General features: G+C 71.6%; 19 protein-coding genes, 3 tRNA genes and 1 pseudogene. 20 read left to right on the forward strand and 3 right to left on the reverse strand.

All coding sequences use genetic code 11. The features are described from left to right. Window positions 1-18: 18 nt before the first annotated feature. From ACTWQH_RS12670 to ACTWQH_RS12725, 12 genes are all read left to right on the forward strand, one after another. Window positions 19-432 (forward strand): roadblock/LC7 domain-containing protein, encoded by a 414-nt coding sequence (locus tag ACTWQH_RS12670; protein WP_443221333.1) that lies wholly within the window; start codon window positions 19-21, stop codon window positions 430-432. Between the two features lie 68 nt (window positions 433-500). Further along, a complete protein-coding gene (locus ACTWQH_RS12675) occupies window positions 501-911 on the forward strand; it encodes a DUF742 domain-containing protein (RefSeq protein ID WP_443286571.1) in 411 nt (136 codons plus the stop codon). After that, entirely contained in the window at window positions 892-1,491 is a 600-nt protein-coding gene (locus ACTWQH_RS12680; protein ID WP_443286572.1) for a GTP-binding protein, read from the forward strand. The genes ACTWQH_RS12675 and ACTWQH_RS12680 overlap by 20 nt, the downstream gene beginning before the upstream one ends. Window positions 1,492-1,661: 170 nt before the next feature. Next, complete coding sequence (locus ACTWQH_RS12685; RefSeq protein WP_443286573.1) at window positions 1,662-4,640, forward strand: nitrate- and nitrite sensing domain-containing protein; 2,979 nt, start codon at window positions 1,662-1,664, stop codon at window positions 4,638-4,640. Between the two features lie 25 nt (window positions 4,641-4,665). Next, window positions 4,666-5,079 (forward strand): roadblock/LC7 domain-containing protein, encoded by a 414-nt coding sequence (locus ACTWQH_RS12690; protein ID WP_443221333.1) that lies wholly within the window; start codon window positions 4,666-4,668, stop codon window positions 5,077-5,079. A 114-nt stretch (window positions 5,080-5,193) separates the two neighbouring features. Beyond that, complete coding sequence (locus tag ACTWQH_RS12695; RefSeq protein WP_443286574.1) at window positions 5,194-5,832, forward strand: DUF742 domain-containing protein; 639 nt, start codon at window positions 5,194-5,196, stop codon at window positions 5,830-5,832. Next, complete coding sequence (locus tag ACTWQH_RS12700) at window positions 5,813-6,406, forward strand: GTP-binding protein (RefSeq protein WP_443286575.1); 594 nt, start codon at window positions 5,813-5,815, stop codon at window positions 6,404-6,406. Before ACTWQH_RS12695 ends, ACTWQH_RS12700 begins: the two co-directional genes overlap by 20 nt. Before the next feature lie 16 nt (window positions 6,407-6,422). After that, complete coding sequence (locus ACTWQH_RS12705; protein ID WP_443286576.1) at window positions 6,423-7,181, forward strand: fumarylacetoacetate hydrolase family protein; 759 nt, start codon at window positions 6,423-6,425, stop codon at window positions 7,179-7,181. Continuing rightward, window positions 7,178-8,674: a glutamate--tRNA ligase gene (gene gltX, locus ACTWQH_RS12710; RefSeq protein WP_443286577.1), complete on the forward strand. Its 1,497-nt coding sequence runs from the start codon at window positions 7,178-7,180 to the stop codon at window positions 8,672-8,674. The genes ACTWQH_RS12705 and gltX overlap by 4 nt, the downstream gene beginning before the upstream one ends. A gap of 111 nt (window positions 8,675-8,785) precedes the next feature. Then, window positions 8,786-8,857 (forward strand) — tRNA-Gln (locus ACTWQH_RS12715). A gap of 38 nt (window positions 8,858-8,895) precedes the next feature. After that, window positions 8,896-8,968: transfer RNA gene (locus tag ACTWQH_RS12720), tRNA-Glu, on the forward strand. Window position 8,969: 1 nt separating this feature from the next. Next, a tRNA-Glu gene (locus tag ACTWQH_RS12725) sits at window positions 8,970-9,042 on the forward strand. 59 nt (window positions 9,043-9,101) lie between these two features. Here ACTWQH_RS12725 and ACTWQH_RS12730 read toward each other — a convergent pair. Further along, on the reverse strand, window positions 9,102-9,695 hold the full coding sequence (locus tag ACTWQH_RS12730; RefSeq protein WP_443286658.1) for a MerR family transcriptional regulator: 594 nt from the start codon (window positions 9,693-9,695) through the stop codon (window positions 9,102-9,104). A 65-nt stretch (window positions 9,696-9,760) separates the two neighbouring features. On the opposite strand from ACTWQH_RS12730, the pseudogene ACTWQH_RS12735 reads away from it, so the two are divergent. Next, window positions 9,761-9,940: pseudogene (locus ACTWQH_RS12735) on the forward strand (monooxygenase family protein); the annotation flags it as partial. A gap of 2 nt (window positions 9,941-9,942) precedes the next feature. Here the strand turns inward: ACTWQH_RS12735 and ACTWQH_RS12740 are convergent. Then, window positions 9,943-10,671 (reverse strand): IclR family transcriptional regulator, encoded by a 729-nt coding sequence (locus tag ACTWQH_RS12740; RefSeq protein ID WP_443286578.1) that lies wholly within the window; start codon window positions 10,669-10,671, stop codon window positions 9,943-9,945. A gap of 162 nt (window positions 10,672-10,833) precedes the next feature. Between ACTWQH_RS12740 and leuC the strand changes: the two genes are divergently transcribed. The 5 genes from leuC (at window position 10,834) to ACTWQH_RS12765 (ending at window position 14,267) form a co-directional block, all read left to right on the forward strand. Beyond that, on the forward strand, window positions 10,834-12,258 hold the full coding sequence (leuC, locus tag ACTWQH_RS12745; protein ID WP_443286579.1) for a 3-isopropylmalate dehydratase large subunit: 1,425 nt from the start codon (window positions 10,834-10,836) through the stop codon (window positions 12,256-12,258). Window positions 12,259-12,261: 3 nt separating this feature from the next. Then, entirely contained in the window at window positions 12,262-12,855 is a 594-nt protein-coding gene (gene leuD / locus ACTWQH_RS12750; RefSeq protein ID WP_443286580.1) for a 3-isopropylmalate dehydratase small subunit, read from the forward strand. Between the two features lie 129 nt (window positions 12,856-12,984). Beyond that, a complete protein-coding gene (locus ACTWQH_RS12755) occupies window positions 12,985-13,254 on the forward strand; it encodes a hypothetical protein (RefSeq protein ID WP_443286581.1) in 270 nt (89 codons plus the stop codon). 129 nt (window positions 13,255-13,383) lie between these two features. After that, on the forward strand, window positions 13,384-13,950 hold the full coding sequence (locus ACTWQH_RS12760; RefSeq protein ID WP_443286582.1) for an HU family DNA-binding protein: 567 nt from the start codon (window positions 13,384-13,386) through the stop codon (window positions 13,948-13,950). Between the two features lie 113 nt (window positions 13,951-14,063). Beyond that, complete coding sequence (locus ACTWQH_RS12765; protein WP_443286583.1) at window positions 14,064-14,267, forward strand: hypothetical protein; 204 nt, start codon at window positions 14,064-14,066, stop codon at window positions 14,265-14,267. Here ACTWQH_RS12765 and cofC read toward each other — a convergent pair. Further along, the gene (gene cofC, locus ACTWQH_RS12770) at window positions 14,239-14,907 is read right to left on the reverse strand and encodes a 2-phospho-L-lactate guanylyltransferase (RefSeq protein ID WP_443286584.1); all 669 of its coding nucleotides are present in this window, start codon (window positions 14,905-14,907) and stop codon (window positions 14,239-14,241) included. The genes ACTWQH_RS12765 and cofC overlap by 29 nt on opposite strands. Before the next feature lie 173 nt (window positions 14,908-15,080). Here cofC and ACTWQH_RS12775 point away from each other — a divergent pair, with 173 nt between their 5' ends. Continuing rightward, window positions 15,081-15,866 (forward strand): lysophospholipid acyltransferase family protein, encoded by a 786-nt coding sequence (locus tag ACTWQH_RS12775; RefSeq protein ID WP_443286585.1) that lies wholly within the window; start codon window positions 15,081-15,083, stop codon window positions 15,864-15,866. Further along, the gene (locus tag ACTWQH_RS12780) at window positions 15,863-16,873 is read left to right on the forward strand and encodes an NAD(P)H-dependent glycerol-3-phosphate dehydrogenase (RefSeq protein ID WP_443286586.1); all 1,011 of its coding nucleotides are present in this window, start codon (window positions 15,863-15,865) and stop codon (window positions 16,871-16,873) included. Before ACTWQH_RS12775 ends, ACTWQH_RS12780 begins: the two co-directional genes overlap by 4 nt. Window positions 16,874-16,892: the final 19 nt, after the last annotated feature.

Raw genomic sequence — 16,892 nt, forward strand, 5'->3', positions numbered from 1 at the left:
GAGCTTAGTGTGAGCCCGATGAGTCAGGCGGCGCGGAACCTGAACTGGTTGATCACCAATTTCGTGGAGAGTACGCCGGGGGTGTCGCACACGGTGGTGGTGTCGGCTGATGGTTTGTTGCTGGCGTTGTCGGAGGGGTTTCCGCGGGATCGTGCGGATCAGTTGGCTGCGGTGGCGTCGGGGTTGACGTCGTTGACGGCGGGTGCGTCGCGGATCTTTGAGGGGGGTGCGGTGAATCAGACGGTGGTGGAGATGGAGCGGGGTTTTTTGTTCATTATGTCGATTTCGGATGGGTCGTCGTTGGCGGTGCTGGCGCATCCGGAGGCGGATATCGGTCTGGTGGGGTATGAGATGGCATTGCTGGTGGATCGGGCGGGTGCGGTGCTGACTCCCGATCTGCGAGCGGAACTCCAAGGAAGTCTGCTTAACTGACCCTACGCTCCCCCCACATGAGCACCTCACTTACCACCAGACCACCTCATGTCCCGCTCGGAGGAGCCATGACCACCCCGCCACCCCCGCAGGGCTCGTACGGTGTTCCGCAGCACTATGGCGCCTACGACGAGGGCGACCAGCCCCTGGTGCGCCCGTACGCGATGACGGGTGGCCGGACCCGGCCGCGGTACCAGCTGGCGATCGAGGCGCTGGTGAGCACTACCGCGGAGCCGATGCAGCTGCAGGGTCTGCTGCCGGAGCACCAGCGGATCTGCCAGCTCTGCCTTGAGGTGAAGTCCGTCGCCGAGGTCTCCGCCCTGGTGGGCATTCCGCTGGGCGTCGCCCGGATCCTGGTGGCCGATCTGGCCGAGGCGGGGCTCGTCGCCATCCACCAGCCGGGTCACGACGGGGAGCCCGGCGGTCAGCCAGACGTGACACTGCTCGAAAGGGTGCTCAGTGGACTTCGCAAGCTCTAACGGCGTCAGCCAGGGCCCCCCGGTCCCGGCGCGTTCGACGACCTCCGCGAAGATCGTGATCGCGGGCGGGTTCGGCGTGGGGAAGACCACGTTCGTGGGGTCGGTGTCGGAGATCAACCCGCTGCGCACCGAAGCGGTGATGACGTCGGCCTCGGCGGGGATCGACGATCTGACGCACACGTCGGGGAAGACGACCACGACGGTGGCGATGGACTTTGGCCGGATCACGCTGGACCAGGATCTGATCCTGTACCTGTTCGGCACGCCCGGGCAGGACCGGTTCTGGTTCATGTGGGACGACCTGGTGCGCGGCGCCATTGGCGCGGTGGTGCTGGTGGACACGCGCCGTCTGGCGGACTGTTTCCCGGCGGTGGACTACTTCGAGAACTCCGGGCTGCCGTTCGTGATCGCGCTCAACGGCTTCGACGGCCACCAGCCGTACGCCCCCGAGGAGGTCCGCGAGGCGCTCCAGATCGGCCCCGGCGTGCCCATCATCACCACCGACGCCCGCATGCGGACCGAGGCCAAGTCCACCCTTATCACCCTCGTCGAACACGCCCTCCTCGCCCGGCTGCACTGAGCGACGGGGCGGAATTCGGACGTCTTCGCTCGTGTGTTCTTTCCCACGGCCGGAAAGCGAGCGGTTTGGGGGATTGGAAAACCCGGACCTGACGTGCTGGAATCCCCACAACCCCGCAGTAAGGACGGCCGACCAGAAACGGCGAGCCGAAGCCGAGAGGTGAGTGGCCCGTGAGGCGCAGCAAGGCGACGCCCTCGACGCCCGGGGGGCCGGGAGACACCCGAACGGCCACCCGAGGCAACTTCACCCCAGCGACCGCCGTGTCCGGCGCCGCCCGCACGGAGGATCCCGTCGCGCCCCGGCCGGCCGCCGACCCCGGGCCCAGCGGCGGCAGGCTGGCCCCGCGCAACTGGCGCGTGGCGACCAAGCTCTACGCCATCCTCCTCATCCCGGTCCTCCTCGCCCTGGCCTTCGGCGGCCTGCGGGTCGCCGACGCCTACCGGACCTCGCAGGAGGCCGACGACGCCGAGCGGATAGCCGAGCTGGTGCGCGCCTCCACGGCGTACGCCCACGCGCTGATCGACGAGCGCGACGTCACCGCCCGCCCGCTGCTGGAGGGCGACCGCGAGGACCCCGTCATCGCCGAGGCCCGCGGCGCCACCGACGCCGCCGCCGACGAGTTCTGGGCCGCGGTCGAGCGGGCGCCGCGCACCGACGGCATCAGGCGCCGCATCGACGACGTGCGCCAGGCGGAGCCGGAGCTGGAGCCGCTGCGCGCGGCCGCGTACACCGACGCGCTGGGCGAGGCGCAGACCGAGGAGGGGTACGTCGTACTCCAGCACCCGCTGATGACCTTCGCCAACGAGCTGCGGCTGGGCAGCGGAAACGTCACCTCCTACGGCCGCACGGTCTACGCCGTCTCGCTGTCGAAGTCCGCCAGCTCCCTCCAGCGCGCGATCGGCACCCACCTGCTGATAGCCCCCGGCCCCGGCGAGGACGAGGCCAGGGCCCAGCTCACCGCCTTCGGCTCCTACGCCTACCTGGAGAACGTCGCGCTCGCCGAGTTCTACACCGCCGGCACGCCCGAGGACCGGACCGGGCTGCAGGAGGCCATGGACGAGGCCGAGGCCCGGATGGCCGCCGAGTCCGACGCGCCCGTCCTCGCGCGCATGGTCGAGCGCATCAGCAGCGGCGCCGCCCCGGGCGACCTGGCCGGTGAGCGCATCACCCCCGACAGCTGGTTCGCCGCCGCCACCGCCGAGTTCACCGCCTACCGCGACGTCGAGCAGGCGCTCGTCGACCACGCCGTGGCCGAGGCCCGGGACATCGCCGCCACCGCCCGCCGCGACGTGATCGTCAACTCCGCCATCGTCGTCGCCAGCCTGCTCCTGGCGTTCGTCCTCGCCGGGCTCATGGCCCGCTCGATGAGCCGGAACATGCGCCGGCTGCGCGGCGCGGCGTTCGAGGTGGCCGGGCAGCGGCTGCCCGCCGTGGTCGACCAGCTCTCGCGCACCAACCCCGGCGAGGTCGACACCCGGGTGGCGTCCATCCCCATCAACAGCCGCGACGAGATCGGCGAGGTGGCACGCGCCTTCGAGCAGGTCCACCGCGAGGCCGTGCGCCTCGCCGCCGAGCAGGCGCTGCTGCGCGGCAACGTCAACGCCATCTTCGCCAACCTCTCCGGCCGCAACCAGGGCCTGATCGAGCGTCAGCTCGCCCTGATCGGGGCTCTGGAGACCAACGAGGCCGACCCCGAGCAACTGGAGAACCTCTTCAAGCTCGACCACCTCGCGACCCGCATGCGGCGCAACGGCGAGAACCTGCTGGTCCTCGCGGGCGAGGAGCCCGGCCACCGCTGGAACCAGCCGGTGCCGCTGGTGGACGTGATGCGCGCCGCCGGCTCCGAGGTGGAGGCGTACGAGCGGATCGAGCTGTCCGGCGTTCCCGAGTGCGAGATCCACGGAGCGGTCGTCAACGACCTGGTGCACCTGCTGGCCGAGTTGCTGGAGAACGCCACCGTCTTCTCCTCCCCGCACACCCGGGTCCGTGTCACGGCCACCCGGCTGCCCGACGGCAGGGTGATGATCGAGATCCACGACAAGGGAATCGGTCTCACCCAGGACGACTTCGCCGAGATCAACGGCCGGCTCGCCAGCCCGCCCGCCGTGGACGCCGACATCTCGCGGCGCATGGGCCTGTACGTGGTCGGCCGCCTCGCGGAGCGGCACGGCATCCGCGTCCAGCTGCGGCCGTCGGGCGAGCAGACCGGCACCACCGCGCTCGTGATGCTGCCGGAGCCCATCACCCACGGCGGAGGCGGTCAGAAGCAGCCGCCGGAGGAGGAGTTCACGGTCTCCCGGATCGTTCCCGAGGGGCCGTACACCTCCGACATCCCGGACACCGAGTCGCAGCGGCTGCGCCGGCCCCGCACCGCGGCCGAACTCGGCTTCGACGACTCGCGGTACGCCAGCCCCGCGCCCAATGGCTCGCCCGGCGCCACGCCGCGGACCCCGCCGGCCCCCGGCCCGGCCGTGGCCCCCGCGCCGGGGTTCGGCGACACCGTCGAACTCGACTCCCTGGGCCGCCCGCCGCGACGCGACGAACGCCATAGCCCGCCCTCCGCGGCCACGTCATCTCCCGTCCCCGCGCCGGAGCCGCCCGTCCACGACCAGCCGTACGACCAACCCCCGCCCCGGCGGCCGGATTTCGGCACCTTCCCGCCGTCCGTCCCGCTCAACGACGTGCCGCACACAGAATCTTTTCAAGCCGGTCCCACTGACGGCGCGCAGCGCGTAGGCTTCACTGGACCAGACCCAGTCGCGGCGGAGTACCGCTCCACAACCAGTGCGGGACTCCCGCGCCGCGATGGACAGTGGCAGCCCGAGGAGGACCCGGCACAGCGACTGCGGGAGGAGCCCGTGGCGGAGGAACGGCCGCCGGGGGAGGTGCGGTGGGACCGCGGGCCGCGGCGCGAGGAGCGCGTCGGCGGCACGACGGCCTCCGGACTTCCCAGGCGGGTGCCACGGGCCAACCTCACAGAGCACCCCTCCCCGGAGCCCGCCCAGGGCGGCGCCCAGATCTCCCGTGATCCGGCGGACGTCCGCGGCAGGCTGAGCAGCCTGCACCGTGGAGTACAGCAGGGGCGCGGCGCCGGCGGGCACCGTGGCACGCAGAACGACGAGCCGGGCAGCGGCCCCGGACACACCTAGGAGCAGGAGCGTTAGTGTGAGCCCGATGAGTCAGGCGGCGCGGAACCTGAACTGGTTGATCACCAATTTCGTGGAGAGTACGCCGGGGGTGTCGCACACGGTGGTGGTGTCGGCTGATGGTTTGTTGCTGGCGTTGTCGGAGGGGTTTCCGCGGGATCGTGCGGATCAGTTGGCTGCGGTGGCGTCGGGGTTGACGTCGTTGACGGCGGGTGCGTCGCGGATCTTTGAGGGGGGTGCGGTGAATCAGACGGTGGTGGAGATGGAGCGGGGTTTTTTGTTCATTATGTCGATTTCGGATGGGTCGTCGTTGGCGGTGCTGGCGCATCCGGAGGCGGATATCGGTCTGGTGGGGTATGAGATGGCATTGCTGGTGGATCGGGCGGGTGCGGTGCTGACTCCCGATCTGCGAGCGGAACTCCAAGGAAGTCTGCTCAACTAAGGGACACCTTGTGCGGATTGGCTTCCGGTTGGGTTGTGCGGATGTCAGCCGCGCACCATAGGGTGCTGACCGGCACCTGCGGACGACGTGACACGGCAGTCGGAGGAGGACGAAGTGGCAACGCCCCCAGGCGGACCGTACGGCGATGAGTACGGCAACGAGTACCAGGCGCAGCCACCCGGCAGCGGGCGGCAGGGTCGCTTCAACTTCCCTTCCGCCCCCAGCGGCTCCCGCCCGCGCCCGGCCCACGAGGGCCCGCCGACGCCCCCGCCCGCGCAGGGCAGGCCTTCGGGCCAGGAGTGGACGCCGCCGAGCCAGGCGCGCCCGCCGCGCCACCCGCAGCGGCCCCGCCCGCCCGCGCCCGCCGAGCCACCGTCCCAGCCACGCCGTCGCATTCCCGACAGCGAACCGCCGCAGCCCCTGGTGCGTCCCTACGCGATGACGGGCGGCCGGACCCGGCCGCGGTACCAGCTCGCCATCGAGGCGCTGGTGAGCACGACGGCCGACCCCTCGCGCCTGACGGGCCAGCTCCCGGAGCACCAGCGGATCTGCCAGCTGTGCTACGAGGTCAAGTCCGTCGCCGAGGTCTCCGCCCTCCTCACCATTCCCCTCGGTGTCGCCCGGATCCTGGTGGCGGATCTGGCCGAGGCCGGGCTCGTCGCCATCCACCAGCCGGGTCACGACGGGGAGCCCGGCGGTCAGCCAGACGTGACACTGCTCGAAAGGGTGCTCAGTGGACTTCGCAAGCTCTAACGACGCGACGCTCTCCGCGCCGGCTCGTTCCACGACCTCCGCGAAGATCGTGATCGCGGGCGGGTTCGGCGTGGGGAAGACCACGTTCGTGGGGTCGGTCTCGGAGATCAACCCGCTGCGCACCGAAGCGGTGATGACGTCGGCCTCGGCGGGGATCGACGATCTGACGCACACGTCGGGGAAGACGACCACGACGGTGGCGATGGACTTCGGCCGGATCACCCTCGACCAGGACCTGATCCTGTACCTGTTCGGCACGCCCGGGCAGGACCGGTTCTGGTTCATGTGGGACGACCTCGTCCGCGGCGCCATCGGGGCTGTCGTCCTGGTGGACACCCGGCGTCTGGCGGACTGTTTCCCGGCGGTGGACTACTTCGAGAACTCCGGGCTGCCGTTCGTGATCGCGCTCAACGGCTTCGACGGCCACCAGCCGTACTCCCCCGAGGAGGTCCGCGAGGCGCTCCAGATCGGCCCCGACGCCCCGATCATCACCACCGACGCGCGGGTGCGTGCCGAGGCGAAGTCGACCCTGATCACCCTCGTCGAGCATGCGCTGATGGCCCGCCTCCGCTGACCACTAGGCTGGTCACGTGCGCATCGCCAGATTCTCCATCGACGGCACCGTCGGCTTCGGCGTACTCGAGGGTGACGAGCTCGACATCATCAAGGGCCATCCCTTCGGGGGCATCGAGCGCTCGGGGCGTCGCGTCCCGGTCGACAAGGTGCGCCTGCTGCCGCCCGTCCTGCCCAGCAAGGTCGTCGCCGTGGGCCGCAACTACGCCGAGCACGCCCGCGAGCTCGGCAACGTCGTCCCCGAGGCGCCCATCACCTTCCTCAAGCCCTCCACGGCCGTCCTCGGCCCGGACGCGCCGGTCCCGTACCCCGGCTTCACGGCGGATCTCCACTACGAGGCCGAGCTCGCCGTCGTCATCGGCCGCCTGTGCCGCGAGGTGCCCAGGGAGCGCGCCCACGAGGTCGTCCTCGGCTACACCTGTGCCAACGACCTCACCGCCCGCGACGTCCAGCAGCGGGAGGCGCAGTGGGCGCGCGCCAAGGGCTTCGACGGCTCCTGCCCGCTCGGCCCGTGGATCGAGACCGACCTCGACCCGTCCGACCTCGCCATCCAGTGCACGGTCAACGGCGAGCAGCGGCAGCTCGGCCGCACCAGCGAGATGGTCCGCTCCGTCGCGGACCTGATCGTCCACATCACCGAGGCCATGACGCTGCTGCCGCAGGACGTGATCCTCACCGGCACCCCGGCCGGCGTCGGGCCGCTCCACGCCGGCGACGAGGTCTCGGTCACCATCGAAGGCATCGGCACCCTCACCAACAAGGTCGTAAAGAGTTGAGCACCCCCGTCCAGGCGCCCGTCCGCGTGCGCTTCTGCCCCTCACCGACCGGCAACCCCCACGTGGGCCTGGTCCGCACCGCCCTGTTCAACTGGGCCTTCGCCCGCCACCACGGCGGCACGTACGTCTTCCGCATCGAGGACACCGACGTGGCGCGGAACACCGAGGAGTCCTACGAGGCGCTGCTGGACGTGATGCGCTGGCTCGGCCTGGACTGGGACGAGGGCCCCGAGATCGGCGGCCCGCACGGCCCGTACCGGCAGTCCGAGCGCATGGACATCTACCGCGAGGTCGCAGACAAGCTGCTGGAGGCGGGGCACGCGTACCACTGCTACTGCACCCCCGAGGAGCTCGCCGCCCGCCGCGAGGCCGCCCGCGAGGCCGGCCGCCCCTCCGGGTACGACGGCACGTGCCGCACGCTGACCGACGCCGAGGTCGCGGCGTACCGGGCCGAGGACCGCGCCCCCATTGTCCGCTTCCGGATGCCGGACGCGCCCATCACCTTCACCGACCTCGTCCGCGGCGAGCTCACCTTCAGCCCGGAGAACGTCCCGGACTACGGGCTGGTCCGGGCCAACGGCGACCCGCTGTACACGCTCGTCAACCCCGTGGACGACGCGATGATGGAGATCACCCACGTGCTGCGCGGCGAGGACCTGCTCTCCTCCACTCCCCGCCAGATCGCCCTCTACCGCGCCCTGACCGCCGTCGGCGTCATCCCCGACCGCGTCCCCCGCTTCGCCCATCTCCCCTATGTCCTGGGCGAGGGCACCAAGAAGCTCTCCAAGCGCGACCCCGAGTCCTCCCTCAACCTCTACCGCGAACGCGGCTTCCTCCCCTCCGGCCTCCTCAACTACCTCGCGCTGCTGGGCTGGTCGATCGCCGAGGACCGCGACATCTTCACCCTCCAGGAGATGGTCGACGCCTTCGACATCGGCGCGGTCAACGCCAACCCGGCCCGCTTCGACCTGAAGAAGTGCGAGGCGATCAACGCCGTCCACATCCGCGAGCACCTCCCGACGGAGGACTTCGTCAGGGCCTGCACGCCGTGGCTCACGGCCCCGCACGCCCCCTGGAAGCCCGAGGCGTACGACCCGGCCGCCTTCGCCGCGCTCGCCCCGCTGGCCCAGACGCGGGTGGCCGTGCTCTCCGACATCACCGACAACGTCGACTTCCTCTTCCTCGAGGAGCCGGTCTTCGACGAGAGGTCCTGGGCCAAGGCGATGAAGCCGGGCGCGGCCGATGTGCTGCGCACCATCCGGGAGGCCCTGGCGGGCCTGGCCGACTGGACCGCCGAGGCGCTGAAGGCCGCCGTCCAGGCCGCGGGGGAGTCCCACGCCCTGAAGCTGGGCAAGGCCCAGGCCCCGCTCCGCGTCGCCGTCACGGGCCGCACGGTCGGGCTCCCGCTCTTCGAGTCCCTGGAGATCCTCGGCCGCCCCCGCACCCTCGCCCGCGTCGACGCGGCCCTGGAGCGGCTGGACAGCGCCGGGTAGCGGGGTCGGCGGGCAATCATTTTGGTCAGCGGAAGCCCCTCGGTGTAGTGTTCTGTCTGTCGCCGGAACGCGACCACTAAGCAAAACCCCCGCGAGGGGGTTGCGTTTTGGTGGGGTATGGTGTAATTGGCAGCACGACTGATTCTGGTTCAGTTAGTCTAGGTTCGAGTCCTGGTACCCCAGCGGATCCGCCTGATCGCCGAGCGCGATCGAGCGACCAAGCCCCCGTTGTGTAGCGGCCTAGCACGCTGCCCTCTCAAGGCAGTAGCGCCGGTTCGAATCCGGTCGGGGGTACGGCCCCGTTGTGTAGCGGCCTAGCACGCTGCCCTCTCAAGGCAGTAGCGCCGGTTCGAATCCGGTCGGGGCTACGTGCACGGCGCCTCCGCGAACCGCGGAGGCGCCGTTTTCGTGTCGCGCGCGGCGCCGTTCAGGCCCCGCGGCCGAAGCGGCGGTTCGCCTCCTCGGCCTGGGCCAGGCGGCGCAGGCCGAGCAGCACCGGCTCGTACAGCACGGTGAGCGCCACGGCCGCCTCAAGCTGCGTCGTCGGCGCCTCGAACCGCTCGATCAGCGCCAGTTCGTGGCCGGCGAGCTGCGCGGCCACCCGGCCGTAGGGCAGCAGGCGCTCCACGTCGCAGGGGAAGCCGAGCCGGAAGAGGGCGGTCAGGGCGGAGACCAGCGTCTGGTGCGCGGGGTTGTCCCGCACGACGCGCCATCCGAGGCGGCGTTGGAGCTCCTCGGGGGGCGCGCCGTGGGGGAGCGCGGCCACGGCGGTGCCCATGCGCGACAGCTGGTCGGCCGACTCGTCGTCCACGGCGGCCATCACCTCACGGGCGGTGGCCACCGGGACCCGGCCGACCTGCACCAGGGCGCGCACCAGCCGCAGTCTGCGCAGGTGCTCCTCGTCGTACTCGGCCTGGGTCGCGGTCACCCGGCGGCCCGGCGGCAGCAGCCCTTCCCGCAGGTAGTACTTGATCGTGGCGGTGGAGATCCCGCTGCGCCTGCTCAGCTCCGCCAGCCGCATCGCCATTGCCTCCTGGATCCGCTTGCGCCTCCGATTGGAGAGTAGCACTATCTAATCAAGGATGGCTGCGCGAGGGCGGGGGCAGGGTCGGCTTCTGGCACGAGACCCTCGTGGTGCCCGCGGGTGCCCACGAGGCGGTCTATGTGAACATGCCGGCCTTCGGCCTCGGCGAGGCCACGGGCGTGATACCCGTGGCCCGGCGCGGGGAGGGGGCCGCGGAGCGGCTCGGCCTGGGCAGGGGCTGAGCTCAGCCGCCGCGCTTGAGGGCCTCGGTGAGCCTGGCCGCGGCGTCCAGCAGCGCCTGGGCGTGCATCCGGCCGGGGTGGCGGGTGAGCCGCTCGATCGGGCCGGAGACGGAGACCGCGGCCACGACGCGGTTGGAGGGCCCGCGCACGGGGGCGGAGACGGAGGCCACGCCGGGCTCGCGCTCGCCCACGGACTGGGCCCAGCCGCGGCGGCGTACGCCCGAGAGCGCGGTCGCCGTGAAGCGGGCGCCCTGGAGGCCGTGGTGCAGCCGCTCGGGCTCCTCCCAGGCCAGCAGGATCTGGGCGGCGGACCCGGCCTTCATCGGCAGCGTGGAGCCCACCGGTACGGTGTCCCGCAGGCCCGAGATGCGCTCGGCCGCGGCCACGCAGATCCGCATGTCGCCCTGGCGCCGGTAGAGCTGGGCGCTCTCGCCGGTCACGTCGCGGAGCTGGGTGAGCACGGGCCCGGCCGCGGCCAGCAGCCGGTCCTCGCCCGCCGCGGCGGCGAGCTCGGCCAGCCGGGGCCCGAGGACGAACCGGCCCTGCATGTCCCTGGCCAGCAGGCGGTGATACTCAAGGGCCACCGCCATCCGGTGCGCGGTCGGCCTGGCCAGCCCGGTCGCCCCGACCAGCCCTGCCAGGGTGGCTGGCCCGGACTCCAGGGCTCCCAGGACCAGGGCAGCTTTGTCGAGTACGCCCACGCCGCTGGAGTCGCCGCTAGAGTTGTCCATGAAACGATACTCGCGTCTCACAGTGTGAAACGCAAGTTCAATTCTCGGTGGAACGCGCCACGCTTGGTTCCCCGGTCACCATCCGGCGCGCGGGGATCGGATGGCGGCCACGTCAGACCACTCAAACAGGCACGGCACACCAGCACGGCCGGAGGGAATGCGATGGGACGGACACTGGCGGAGAAGGTATGGGACGACCATGTCGTCCGGCGCGCGGACGGCGAGCCCGATCTCCTCTACATCGATCTCCATCTGCTGCACGAGGTGACCAGCCCGCAGGCGTTCGACGGGCTGCGCAAGAGCGGGCGCCGGGTGCGGCGCACCGATCTCACCATCGCCACCGAGGATCACAACACACCGACCCTCGACATCGACAAGCCGATCGCCGACCCGGTCTCGCGCACCCAGTTGGAGACCCTGCGGCGCAACTGCGCGGAGTTCGGCGTGCGCCTGCACCCGCTGGGCGACGCCGAGCAGGGCGTGGTGCACGTGGTCGGCCCCCAGTTGGGGCTGACCCAGCCCGGCATGACGGTGGTCTGCGGCGACAGCCACACCTCCACGCACGGCGCCTTCGGCGCGCTGGCGTTCGGCATCGGCACCAGCCAGGTCGAGCACGTGCTGGCGACCCAGACGCTGCCCATGGCGCCCTTCCGGACCATGGCGGTCACCGTCGAGGGCGAGCTGCCCGAGGGCGTCACCGCCAAGGATCTGATCCTGGCGATCATCGCCCGGATCGGCACCGGCGGCGGCCAGGGGTACGTCATCGAGTACCGGGGCGAGGCCATCGAGAAGCTCTCGATGGAGGCCCGGATGACCATCTGCAACATGTCGATCGAGGCCGGGGCCCGGGCCGGGATGATCGCTCCGGACGAGACCACCTTCGCCTACCTCAGGGGCCGCGACCACGCGCCCGCCGGCGAGGAGTGGGAGGCGGCCGTGGCGTACTGGAAGACGCTGCGCACCGACCCGGACGCGGTCTTCGACCGCGAGGTGGTGATCGACGGCCGTTCGCTCGCCCCGTTCGTCACCTGGGGGACCAACCCCGGGCAGGGCGCGCCGCTGTCGGAGTCGGTGCCCGACCCGGCCGCGTTCGGCGACGCCAGCGAGCGGCTGGCCGCCGAGAAGGCGCTGGAGTACATGGGTCTCAGCGCGGGCCAGCGGCTGCGCGACATCGCCATCGACACCGTCTTCGTGGGCTCGTGCACCAATGGCCGCATCGAGGACCTGCGCTCCGCCGCCGCCGTGCTGGGCGGCCGCCGGATCGCCGACGGGGTGCGGATGCTGGTGGTGCCGGGCTCGGTCAGGGTCGCGCTGCAGGCCGTCGAGGAGGGGCTCGACAAGGTCTTCACCGCCGCCGGCGCCGAGTGGCGGCACGCGGGCTGTTCGATGTGCCTGGGCATGAACCCCGACCAGCTCTCGCCGGGGGAGCGCTGCGCCTCCACCTCCAACCGCAACTTCGAGGGCCGGCAGGGCAAGGGGGGCCGCACCCACCTCGTCTCGCCCCAGGTCGCCGCCGCCACCGCCGTCCTCGGTCACCTCGCGTCCCCGGCCGACCTGGCCGAGGCACCCGCCCTCGTGGAGGTCTGAGCCATGGAAGCTTTCACCACGCACACCGGCCGCGCCGTGCCGCTGCGCCGCGGCAACGTCGACACCGACCAGATCATCCCCGCGCACTGGCTCAAGAAGGTCACCCGGGACGGCTTCGAGGACGGGCTCTTCGAGGCGTGGCGCAGGGATCCGGAGTTCGTGCTCAACCGGCCCGAGCGCGAGGGGGCCACGGTGCTCGTCGCGGGCCCGGACTTCGGCACCGGCTCCTCGCGCGAGCACGCCGTCTGGGCCCTGCAGAACTACGGCTTCAAGACGGTCATCTCCTCCCGCTTCGCCGACATCTTCCGGGGCAACTCCCTGAAGAACGGCCTGCTGACGGTGGTGCTGCCGCAGACGATCGTCGACGCGCTCTGGGAGCTGACGGAGGCCGACCCGGCCGCCGAGATCACCGTCGACCTCGTCGGGCGCGCCGTCCGCGCGCGGGGCATCGAGGCCGGTTTCGACCTTGACGAGAACGCCCGCTGGCGGCTTCTCGAAGGGCTCGATGACATTTCGATCACCCTGCGGAACGAGGCCGCGATCACCGAGTTCGAGGCGCGGCGCCCGGCGTACAAGCCGCGTACCCAGGCAGCCTGACGCGAAGTCAGTCTCCCCGCTCGCCCCGGCGGGTCCCCGACGCGTCCCCAACGCCCGTGTCGCCCACGCGACACGGGCGTTGCTGGGCTTAGGGGGCGATAACAGGTCCAAGGTGGCACAATCGGCCGCATGGAACGCGACGGTCAACTCGAACTCTACGACCGCGTCGCCGCCAGGCTGAAGGACGCGCATCGCGCGGTGCGGGACCTGCAAGTGCCGGATGACGTACGGCGGGCCCTGTCCCGGCGGCTGCTGGCCATCACGGCGGCCGCCAAGCAGGACCTCCCCGGCGCCGCCCGCCGTCTGGAGCGGCTGATGGAGGACGTTGAGACGGGGCGGCTGCCACCGCGGGAGCCGCCGCCGGATCGTCCCGGCGACGGTCGCGATGGAAGTCCGTGATGGTCGAGTTCGTTGCGACACAAGGGTGATTAGCCCGTTTCGCGTTTGATTTGCGGAATATATCTGCCTACCGTGCGAAAACGCGCGAACACAAATTGTTCCAGCACCCACGCCACCGAAGGGGAAGACGTGAACAAGGCACAACTCGTAGAAGCGATCGCCGACAAGCTCGGCGGACGCCAGCAGGCCGCCGACGCGGTCGATATCGTCCTCGATGCCATCATCCGTGCGGTGGTCGCCGGCGAGCGGGTCTCGGTGACCGGCTTCGGCTCGTTCGAGAAAGTCGAACGGCCGGCCAGGTACGCACGCAACCCGCAGACCGGGGAGCGGGTCCGGGTCAAGAAGACCTCCGTGCCCCGCTTCCGCGCCGGGCAGGGCTTCAAGGATCTGGTGGCCGGGACCAAGAAGCTCCCCAAGCACGATGTCGCCGTGAAGAAGGCCCCCAAGGGCAGCCTGACCGGCGGCGTCGCCGCGAAGAAGGCCGCCGCCAAGAAGGCGCCCGCGAAGAAGGCCGCGGCCAAGAAGGCCACCGCGAAGAAGGCGGCGGCCAAGAAGACCACGGCCCGCAAGGCCCCGGCCAAGAAGGCCGCCGCCAAGAAGGCGCCCGCGAAGAAGGCCACTGCCAAGAAGGCGCCGGCCAAGCGGACGGCGGCGCGCAAGAGCACCGCCAAGAGGGCCACCAGTCGCCGCAGGTGACGGCCATCCCGCACCGGTCGCCGCGTGGGCCGGACTCCGCTCAAGGAGTCCGGCCCACGGCCGTTTCCGCCCCCGGCATCCGCCGCGCGGCCGGGCGTGAGAAGCTCGGCCCCATGCAGGCGACGGCGTACACCTTCGACCCCGCGACGCGCTCCGGGAGCGTGCTGCTCGACGACGGCACCCCGATGGACTTCGGGGCCCAGGCCTTCGACGCCGGCGGCCTGCGGCTGCTGCGTCCGGGCCAGCGGGTGCGGATCGAGGTGACGGGCGAGGGCGAGGAGCGCGGCATCACCCTCGTGACGCTGCAGACCCTGTGAACGCCCGCGCGCTCGCCGCCGTTCGCGGCCCGACGCCGAGCGCGAGCGCGCCGCGCAGATCCTCCCCGGTGTCCACGTCCCGCCGCACGCTGTCCACTCCCGCGACCGCCAGCTCCACCGCGCCCGTCCCGAGGTGGCGCGCCCGCGAGGCGCCGCCGAACGCCGGGGCCAGCTCCGCGCGGGGCGACGCCGCCAGCAGCGTCGTGCCCACCCCGGCCGCGTCGGCCAGGAAGCTGCGCGGGTGCCCGCCCGCCGCCGCCAGCACCCGCCCCAGCTCCTCCGGGCGCAGCGCCGGCAGGTCGGCGTTGAGCGCGGCCACCCACGCGCCCGGGGCCTCGTGCCGGATGGTCGCGGCCCCGTACGCCAGCGCGGCGTTCAGACCACGCCCCGGTGCGTCCGGCAGCACACGCGCCCCCAGTGGCGCCAGCCGCCGCGCCGCCAGCGGGTCGTCGGTCACCACCGACACCGCGCCGACCAGCGGGCAGGCCAGGGCCGCGGCCACCGTGTCCTCGGCGAAGGCCAGCGCCAGCGAGGGGCGCAAGACCTCCCCGGCCTCGGCGGCCAGCCTGCTCTTGGCCAGATGAAGCGGCTTGAGCGGGATGATCAGCGCCCACTCCGTCTCAGAGGCTGTCTCGGGCACCGGGCCATTCTCCCTCTTCTTCCCGTACGCGACGCATTAGGGTGCAAAGGGTCCGTTGCGGCCGTACGGCGATGCGCTGGACAGCCCAACGACCCGGGGTGACACTTGTCCGGCCGTCCGCAACGACCGAGTCGGAAGCGGTCCGGAGGAGTGGAAGAGGAGATGGTGACCGAGTGTCTCGCCGCAAAATCGGCTTCTGGTACCGATTGGCCGCAATTCTGGTAAAACCGCCGATGCTGGTCCTCTTCAAGCGGGACTGGCGCGGAATGGACCACATTCCGGCCGAGAGGGGATTCATCACGGCGGTGAATCACAACTCCTACCTCGACCCCCTCTCCTACGCCCACTTCCAGTACAACACCGGGCGCGTGGCCAGATTCCTCGCCAAGGAGTCCCTGTTCAGGGGCAAGGTCGTCGGCCGCTTCATGCGCGGCACCGGCCAGATCCCGGTGTTCCGGGAGTCCACCGACGCCGCCGGCGCCTTCCGGGCCGCGGTCGACGCCGTCCACCGGGGCGAGTGCGTCGTCTTCTACCCCGAGGCCACCCTCACCCGCGACCCCGGCCTGTGGCCGATGGAGGGCAAGACGGGCGCCGCGCGCGTGGCGTTGCTCACCGGCGCCCCGGTGATCCCGGTCGCCCAGTGGGGCGCCCACGAGGCGATGCCGCCCTACGCCAGGAAGAAGCGATTCCGTCCCTTCCCCCGCAAGACCCTGGTCGTGGTGGCCGGGGAGCCGGTCGACCTCAGCGCGTACGAGGGCGTCGAGCCCACCGCGGAGGTGCTGCGCGAGGTCACGGACGCGATCATGGACGCCATCACGGCGCTGCTCGCCGAGATCCGCGGCGAGACACCCCCGGCCAAGCGGTACGTTCACCGCAGAACGCCGTCCGTGCCCGCCGCGGAGGCACCACACGTACCGCAAGCGCCCCCTCGGGCGCCCGAGGAGGAGAGAACTGAGTGACACACGTCGCCGTCTACGGCAACGGCTCCTGGGGAACCGCCTTCGCCATGGTCCTGGCCGACGCGGGCTGCACGGTGACCCTCTGGGGCCGCCGCCCTGAGCTCGCCGAGGCCATCAACACCACCCGCGTCAACCCGGAGTACCTCCCCGGCGTCCAGCTCCCCGCGGCGATCCGCGCCACCGCCGACCCGGCCGAGGCCGCCAAGGCCGCCGGCGGCGCGGAGTTCGCCGTCTTCGCCGTGCCCTCCCAGACGCTGCGCGACAACCTCACCCGCTGGGCCGGGCTGCTGCCGCCCGACGCCGTCCTCGTCTCGCTGATGAAGGGCATCGAGCTCGGCACCGCGAAGCGGATGAGCGAGGTCATCGAGGACGTCACGGGCGCGGGCCCGGAGCGGATCGCCGTGCTCTCCGGCCCCAACCTCGCCCGCGAGATCGCCGAACGCCAGCCCGCCGCCTCGGTCGTCGCCTGCCGCGACGAGACCGTGGCCCGGCGCCTCCAGGCCGCCTGCCACACCCCGTACTTCCGGCCCTACACCAACACCGACGTGGTCGGCTGCGAACTCGGCGGCGCGGTGAAGAACGTGATCGCGCTCGCCGTCGGCATCGCCGAGGGCATGGGCCTGGGCGACAACGCCAAGGGCTCGCTGATCACGCGCGGCCTGGCCGAGACCACCCGGCTCGGGCTCGCCATGGGCGCCGACGCCCAGACCTTCGCGGGCCTGGCGGGCATGGGCGACCTCGTCGCCACCTGCTCCTCGCCGCTCTCGCGCAACCACACCTTCGGCACCAACCTCGGCCGCGGCATGACGCTTCGGGAGGCCATCGCCGTCACCCGCCAGACCGCGGAGGGCGTCAAGTCCTGCGAGTCCGTGCTCGAACTGGCCCGCCGTCAGGGCGTGGACATGCCGCTCACCGAGACCGTCGTGGGCATCGTGCACCACGGCAAGCCGCCGAAGGTCGCGCTCAAGGAGCTGATGTCCCGCACCGCCAAGCCCGAACACCGCTGAACGCTCCGCGGGATGTGCC

The organism is Streptomyces sp. 6N223 (assembly GCF_052246635.1).
Lineage (GTDB): Bacteria > Actinomycetota > Actinomycetes > Streptomycetales > Streptomycetaceae > Streptomyces.

Coding starts and splice junctions, on each gene's coding strand:
- ACTWQH_RS12670 (WP_443221333.1), top strand. CDS start 19: ATGAGTCAGGCGGCGCGGAACCTGAACTGGTTGATCACCAATTTCGTG.
- ACTWQH_RS12740 (WP_443286578.1), bottom strand. CDS start 10,671: ATGGACAACTCTAGCGGCGACTCCAGCGGCGTGGGCGTACTCGACAAA.
- ACTWQH_RS12730 (WP_443286658.1), bottom strand. CDS start 9,695: ATGCGGCTGGCGGAGCTGAGCAGGCGCAGCGGGATCTCCACCGCCACG.
- leuC (WP_443286579.1), top strand. CDS start 10,834: ATGGGACGGACACTGGCGGAGAAGGTATGGGACGACCATGTCGTCCGG.
- ACTWQH_RS12755 (WP_443286581.1), top strand. CDS start 12,985: ATGGAACGCGACGGTCAACTCGAACTCTACGACCGCGTCGCCGCCAGG.
- ACTWQH_RS12765 (WP_443286583.1), top strand. CDS start 14,064: ATGCAGGCGACGGCGTACACCTTCGACCCCGCGACGCGCTCCGGGAGC.
- ACTWQH_RS12690 (WP_443221333.1), top strand. CDS start 4,666: ATGAGTCAGGCGGCGCGGAACCTGAACTGGTTGATCACCAATTTCGTG.
- ACTWQH_RS12675 (WP_443286571.1), top strand. CDS start 501: ATGACCACCCCGCCACCCCCGCAGGGCTCGTACGGTGTTCCGCAGCAC.
- leuD (WP_443286580.1), top strand. CDS start 12,262: ATGGAAGCTTTCACCACGCACACCGGCCGCGCCGTGCCGCTGCGCCGC.